We start from the raw sequence: 6,121 nt of genomic DNA on the forward strand, positions 1-6,121 counted from the left end.
CTCAACTCCGCCCGATAAAGCCGCAATATCGGCTCCCGCTGCGCCGCGTATCTGCTAAAAATAAATGGACACCGGCAGAAAGGACGCGCTCGTGAGACTCCTCATCGCTTTCATCCTTCCCTGGCTGACGTTCTTCACCATCGGCCGGCCCTTCGCCGGCGTAGTGTGCCTTTTCCTGCAGATCACCCTTCTCGGCTGGATACCCGCCACCATCTGGGCCGTCTACGCTCTCAGTCAGTACAAAACCGACCAGAAGATCCACCGCGCACTTGGTCACCGCTAAGCCCCTCGGCTCTGCTTCACCGAACGCTCAAAACGACTACGGAGAACCCCACATGAGGGTCATGCGCCTTGCAGATTCCAGCGAGTCACCAAAGTTGGTCGAAGCCTCCATCCCCCAGCCCCAGCCCGGCTCCGGTGAGGTCCTCATCCGCGTCGCCGCCGCCGGAACCATCCGCACCGAGCTAGGCTGGTACCCCCACACCCACCTGAAGTCCGGCGAGCCCCGCCAAAACGCCATCCCCGCCCACGAGTTCGCCGGAACCGTCGTCGCCATCGGCGAAGGCGTCACTGACTTCGCCCTCGATGAGCACATCTACGGCATGAACGACTGGTTCGCCGAAGGCGCTCTCGCCGAGTACTGCCTCACCACGCCCAACGCCATCGCCCCCGCGCCCCGCACCCTCACCCCCACCCAGGCCGCCACCGTTCCCATCAGCGCCCTCACCGCCTGGCAGGGACTCTTCGACCGCGGCCACCTCCAACCCGGCCATCGAGTCCTCGTCCACGGCGCCGCCGGCTCCGTCGGCCTCTTCGCCGTCCAGATCGCGCATCTCCACGGCGCCCACGTCACCGCCACCGCCTCCGGACACGACACCGTCTTCGCCCGCGAGCTCGGCGCGCCGCAGCTCATCGACTATCACTCCACCCGCTTCGAAGACGTGCTCCACGACCCCTTCAACATCATCTTCGACACCGTCGGCGGCGACATGCTCCTCCGCTCGCTTCCGCTCCTCAAGACCGGCGGCGTCGCCGTCACCGTCTCCTCCACCAATGAGAACTCCACCGACGAGCGCATTAAAAAAGCCTTCTTCATCGTCGAGCCCAATCAGCGCCAGCTCATGGAGATCGCCGCCCTCATCGACACCTACAAGCTCCGCAGCTGGGTCAAGGCCGTCCTTCCGCTCTGCCAGGCCAATGATGCCTACACCACCCAGATCCCCGGCCACGGCAAGGTCGTCGTCACCGTCAACCCTCCCGCCGCCTGAGCATCACCATCACGCATGATGATCGATCAGCGGCTTCAGCAGCTTCTCCAGCCCGTTCCACGAGATCTGCACCCCGATGCACAGCAGGATGAACGCAATCACCCGCTGAATCCCCTGCACGGTTGAAGGCGCAATCTTGCTGGTGATCTGCGGAGCATACCCGTAGCACCAATACACCAGCACCGCCAGCACCAGCACCGCAATCATCAGCCCCGTACGCGCCAGAACATTCTCCGTCAACGTAGAGCCCCCCGCATGCGCGCTCAGCGTCAGCATCACCACCAGGCACCCCGGCCCCGCCGTTATCGGAAACATCAGTGGGTAAAACGTCTTCGTCGACCAGCTCTCTGAGCCATCCTGACTAGCGGCCTGCGCCCCTGCCGTCTCCTTCTCCTTATCGCTGTCCGGCTGGTTCAGCATCGACCAGCCGATCGAAGCCACCACCATACCTCCCGCAAACTGCACAATCGAGATCGACACCCCAAAGAACGACAGCAGGTACGATCCGATCAGCTCGATCACGGCAAAGAACAGCACCATGTTGATCGCAATCTGCCGCGCCAGCGACTTATAGACCGCAGGCGGCTGAAGCCCCACCAGGCCAAGAAACACCAGAGCCGTGCCGAATGGATTCACCACCGGCAACAGCGCGCTGAAGCCAAGCGCAAAGTGCTCCCACAATACCCCCACAGGGTCCTCCGCTCAACCGCAATCAAAACTCCCTGCAACCATACCGCACATTCGCCCGCCGCCGCCCGTCGCCCGGTATCTCCGCCGCGCCGTATCATCGCCCCATGGACTCCTTCGACGACCTCCTTCGCCAGGCCGAGCTCGCCCACGGCCACCTCTGCGCCGGACAGATCCTCGGCGTCCGCCTCGCCATGCTGGGCTGCCAGCGCCTCGGCATCTCCGAACCCCGCACCACCGACCGCAGGCGCCTCGTCACCTTCATCGAGATCGACCGCTGCGCCACCGACGCCATCGCCGTCGTCACCGGCTGCCGCCTCGGCAAGCGAGCCCTCAAGTTCCGCGACTGGGGAAAAATGGCCGCCACCTTCGTCGACTTGGCCTCTCCGCTGACAGACCTGAACGCAGCACCCGGACCCCTCGCAGACACCACCCCCACCTACAAAGGCATCCGCATCGCCGCGCTCGAATCTTCCAAGCAGCGAGCCCGCGAACTCTACCCCCACATCGAACACAAGAACCAGCAGCAGATGCTCGCCTACCGCAATCTCCCCGACTCCGACCTCTTCGCCGAACAATGGGTCCGCGTCCCCCTCCACCCCCGCGAGATGCCCGGCTACAAATCCCCGCGCATCGCCTGCGCCCTCTGCGGCGAGGGCATCAACTACGACCGCAACGCCACCACCCCCACCGGCGAGATCCTCTGCCAGTCCTGCGCCGCCCCCGAAGCCCGCTACTACCTCCCGCTGCCATAGTCCGGAAGCACACAAAGGGGCCGGCGCGGATCCCTCCGCAACCGGCCCACTTCAACCGCTCAAAAAACCTTACCGGCGATTCCAGTCACGATCGCGCCATCCGTCGTGGCGATAGCGATGTTCACGCTCCCACGCCTCGCGCCGCTCATGCTCCAGCCAAGCCTGACGCCGTTCGTAGGCCTCGCGCCGTTCCCGCTCATAGCGAAGCCGAGCATAGTAGTCAGGACCGTACCCATACCCATACGCCGGAGCGGCATATCCGTATGCAGGAGTTCCCACCTGCACGCCAACGCTCCACGTCTGCGCCTGCGCCTTCGCCCCTCCCGCCAGCGCAATCGCGCCGCCGAGAAGCCCAGCCATCATCACCTTCGCAACCATCGACTTCAGAGTGGCCTTCATACCAACCTCCTCACTACATCCACACTGAACACTCATTCAATCGACCGGTTGCGCGCAACTTTTTGCCACCCCCGTGTTGCTCCCACCCCAGGCAGCAGCGCTCGGCCCACGCAGCTACCGCCCGCGCTCCCGCACCCCACCCTCACCCGCAATCAACACCATCTCCGCATACCCCAGAAACAACCCATGCTCCACCACACCAACAATCCCATCCAGCTTCTTCGCCATCGCCGCCGGGTCTTCAATCATCACCCCCGAGCAGTCCAGAATCAGGTTCCCCTCATCCGTGATGTACTGCGACCCATCCTTGTTCCCCCGCACCTTCGGCGTGAATCCAATCCCCTCCAGCTCCCGCCGAACCAGCGGCTCCGCCATCGGAATCACCTCCACCGGCAGCGGAAACCTCCCCAGCTTCTCCACCACCTTCGACTCGTCCACCACCACCACAAACCGCTTCGACGCGCTCGCCACAATCTTCTCCCGCAGCAGCTTCCCTCCACCGCCCTTAATCAGAGCGAAGCCCAGAGCCAGCCCCGGCGCAACCTCATCCGCTCCATCCACCGTAAGGTCCAGGCTCTTCGTCTCTTCAAAGTTCGTAAACGGAATCCCATAGCTCCGCCCCAGCCGCTCGCTGTCCTCCGAACTCGCAATCGCGCCTCCCAGCTTCAGCTCGCCGCGCTGCACCTTCTCGCCCAGCAGCCGGATCCACATCGTCGCCGTCGACCCCGACCCCAGCCCCACCATCATCCCCGGCTTGACCAGTGCCAGCGCCCTCTCGGCCACCTCCATCTTCAACCGGTCCTGCTCTGCCTTCTCCATCGCCATGCGCAAACTCCCTTCAGCCTTCCAAGATAAAGCCTTGCAGCCTTCGCCGCTCAACACCGATCAAGCAACGAAACGTCTCCGCGCCCCCTCTCATTAACCGCATGTTCATCGTCCTTTAACATTCGACACCGGAGACCTCGTGCAGAAAAGATCCCTTTCCGACCCCACCCATCTCAGTCCCATCGACAAAAAGAGCAACCTCTTCCAGGTCATCGTCGAGACCCCTCGGAACAGCCGCAACAAGTACGCCTTCGACCCCGACCAGCAGATCTTCACCCTCCGCAAGGTCCTCCCCGCCGGCATGACCTTCCCCTACGACTTCGGCTTTCTCCCCCGCACCCTCGCCGGCGACGGCGACCCCATCGACGTCCTCGTCCTCATGGACGAACCCGCCGTTCCCGGCTGTCTCATCTGCTCCCGTCTCATCGGAGTCATCGAGGGCGAGCAGATCGAAGGCAAAAAGCGCATCCGCAACGACCGCCTCCTCGCCGTAGCCGACGCCACCCACCTCTACGCCAACGTCCGGAAGCCCGAGGACCTGCCCCAACGCTTCCTCAACGAGCTCGAGGCCTTCTTCGTCAACTACCACCACCTCGAAGGAAAGGAGTACAAGCTCCTCGGCTCCAAGGGCTCCGCCGCCGCGCTCGCCTTCGTCAAAAAAGCCGAGAAGGCGGCCTGACCATGCGTGACCTCCTGCTTCGTTTCCTCATCGGCGGAACGGTCGTCAGCCTCTTCGCCATCCTCGGCGACATCTTCCGGCCCAAATCCTTCGCCGGACTCTTCGGAGCCGCGCCCTCCATCGCCCTTGCCACCCTCGGCCTCACCGTCGCCAGCCACGGCCGCGAATACGCCGCCATCGAGGCTCGCTCCATGCTCGCCGGAGCCGCAGCCTTCTTCCTCTACGTCTCCATCGTCAGCTTCGTCCTCATGCGCTACCGCCCACCCACCTGGAGACCCACCATCGGCCTCATGCCCGTCTGGTTCGCCACAGCCTTCGGACTCTGGGCCGTCTTCCTGAGAGGAAGTCAATGAGCAGCACTTAACCAGACGTCATTCTGAGCGGAGCACTTTTTGTGGCGTCATTCCTGAGCGCAGCAACTTATTAATGGGCGTCATTCCGAGCGCAGCGAGGACCCCCCCCCCCGCATTTCGCTCGAAGCGCCGACAACGCAAACCGGAGCTGCAAGGCCGAAAAACAGCCGCTACAAAACCACCATGAGCATCCAGATCAACCTCGACTCCCTCCGCACCACCAAACTCCACGAGTACGCCGTCCGCTTCCTCTTCGGCGGCCTCATCACCGTCGCCACCGGCCTCATCGCCAAAAAGTACGGCCCGGTCGTGGCCGGACTCTTCCTCGCCTTCCCCGCCATCTTCCCCGCCGGCGCCACCCTCATCGCCAAACACGAAAAGGAGCGCAAACAAAAGGCAGGCTACGACGGCACCCGCCGGGGACGCGCAGCCGCAGCAGCCGACGCCGTCGGAGCCTCGCTGGGCTGCATCGCCCTCCTCGCCTTCGCCCTCACTGTCTGGCGGCTCCTCCTCTCCACCCCACCCTGGCTGACCCTGTTACTCGCGGCCATCGCCTGGGCCGCCACCGCCACCCTCCTCTGGAACCTCCGCCGCAAACTCTAGCCACCCCCGAAACTGTCATTCCGACCGCCTTCCAAGATAAAGCGACTCTTCATCCTGCTTGGGGCAATCCAGAGGAATTCGGAGTTCTTATTCCGCACGAAGTGCTATTAAAGGATCGACACCTGCGGCGCGCCCGGCGGGGACAACGCTCGCTGCCAATGCAACCGCTCCCACTCCCAGGACGGCGGCAAGATAACTCACCGCATCGAGTGCCGTGACGCCGTAGAGAGAAGACGCGAGAGCGCGACCCACCAGAATTGCAAGAGGAACGCCCATCAACACTCCGGCCGCGGTGAGCAATAGGCTGTCTTTCAGGATCATCCAGACCACTTGTTCACGCCGGGCGCCCACGGCCATGCGCACGCCGATTTCGGCCGTCCGCATGTTCACGCGATAGGCAAGCGTTCCGTAAAGCCCAGTGGCCACCAGGACAATCGCCAAAATGCCGAAGAATCCAGCCAGCCGTGCAAAGAGAATTTGTCCGGAGATGGTCAGGTCATATTGCGCGCGCTGGGTCATGGGCCGTATCAGCGGCAGGTTCGGATCCAACTG

Annotated in this window: 10 protein-coding genes; 6 read left to right on the top strand and 4 right to left on the bottom strand. The window is 63.5% G+C overall.

Going from position 1 to position 6,121, the window contains the following annotated elements:
• The first annotated feature begins 91 nt into the window (after nt 1-91).
• Together Q363_RS08990 and Q363_RS45375 are read left to right on the top strand one after the other, a co-directional pair.
• A complete protein-coding gene (locus tag Q363_RS08990; protein ID WP_035349491.1) occupies nt 92-283 on the top strand; it encodes a YqaE/Pmp3 family membrane protein in 192 nt (63 codons plus the stop codon).
• Between the two features lie 52 nt (nt 284-335).
• Complete coding sequence (locus Q363_RS45375; RefSeq protein ID WP_035349451.1) at nt 336-1,268, top strand: NADP-dependent oxidoreductase; 933 nt, start codon at nt 336-338, stop codon at nt 1,266-1,268.
• A 9-nt stretch (nt 1,269-1,277) separates the two neighbouring features.
• On the opposite strand, the gene Q363_RS09000 is transcribed toward Q363_RS45375, so the two are convergent.
• Nucleotides 1,278-1,958: a MarC family protein gene (locus tag Q363_RS09000; protein ID WP_035349452.1), complete on the bottom strand. Its 681-nt coding sequence runs from the start codon at nt 1,956-1,958 to the stop codon at nt 1,278-1,280.
• Between the two features lie 104 nt (nt 1,959-2,062).
• On the opposite strand from Q363_RS09000, the gene Q363_RS09005 reads away from it, so the two are divergent.
• The gene (locus tag Q363_RS09005; protein ID WP_035349453.1) at nt 2,063-2,710 is read left to right on the top strand and encodes an FmdE family protein; all 648 of its coding nucleotides are present in this window, start codon (nt 2,063-2,065) and stop codon (nt 2,708-2,710) included.
• 69 nt (nt 2,711-2,779) lie between these two features.
• Here the strand turns inward: Q363_RS09005 and Q363_RS09010 are convergent, their stop codons facing one another.
• Entirely contained in the window at nt 2,780-3,109 is a 330-nt protein-coding gene (locus tag Q363_RS09010) for a hypothetical protein (protein WP_035349454.1), read from the bottom strand.
• 114 nt (nt 3,110-3,223) lie between these two features.
• The gene (rpiA, locus tag Q363_RS09015) at nt 3,224-3,934 is read right to left on the bottom strand and encodes a ribose-5-phosphate isomerase RpiA (protein WP_035349455.1); all 711 of its coding nucleotides are present in this window, start codon (nt 3,932-3,934) and stop codon (nt 3,224-3,226) included.
• 139 nt (nt 3,935-4,073) lie between these two features.
• On the opposite strand from rpiA, the gene Q363_RS09020 reads away from it, so the two are divergent.
• The 3 genes from Q363_RS09020 (at nt 4,074) to Q363_RS09030 (ending at nt 5,569) form a co-directional block, all read left to right on the top strand.
• Complete coding sequence (locus Q363_RS09020; RefSeq protein ID WP_064742619.1) at nt 4,074-4,613, top strand: inorganic diphosphatase; 540 nt, start codon at nt 4,074-4,076, stop codon at nt 4,611-4,613.
• A 2-nt stretch (nt 4,614-4,615) separates the two neighbouring features.
• Nucleotides 4,616-4,966 carry a DUF3147 family protein gene (locus Q363_RS09025; RefSeq protein WP_035349456.1) on the top strand — a complete coding sequence of 117 codons (351 nt, stop codon included), beginning with the start codon at nt 4,616-4,618 and terminating at the stop codon, nt 4,964-4,966.
• Between the two features lie 183 nt (nt 4,967-5,149).
• Nucleotides 5,150-5,569 carry a DUF3147 family protein gene (locus tag Q363_RS09030; protein WP_035349457.1) on the top strand — a complete coding sequence of 140 codons (420 nt, stop codon included), beginning with the start codon at nt 5,150-5,152 and terminating at the stop codon, nt 5,567-5,569.
• Nucleotides 5,570-5,656: 87 nt separating this feature from the next.
• On the opposite strand, the gene Q363_RS09035 is transcribed toward Q363_RS09030, so the two are convergent.
• Nucleotides 5,657-6,121: FtsX-like permease family protein (locus tag Q363_RS09035; protein WP_157466669.1), on the bottom strand; the 465-nt coding region annotated here is incomplete at its 5' end.

This window comes from Edaphobacter aggregans DSM 19364 (genome assembly GCF_000745965.1).
GTDB lineage: Bacteria > Acidobacteriota > Terriglobia > Terriglobales > Acidobacteriaceae > Edaphobacter > Edaphobacter aggregans.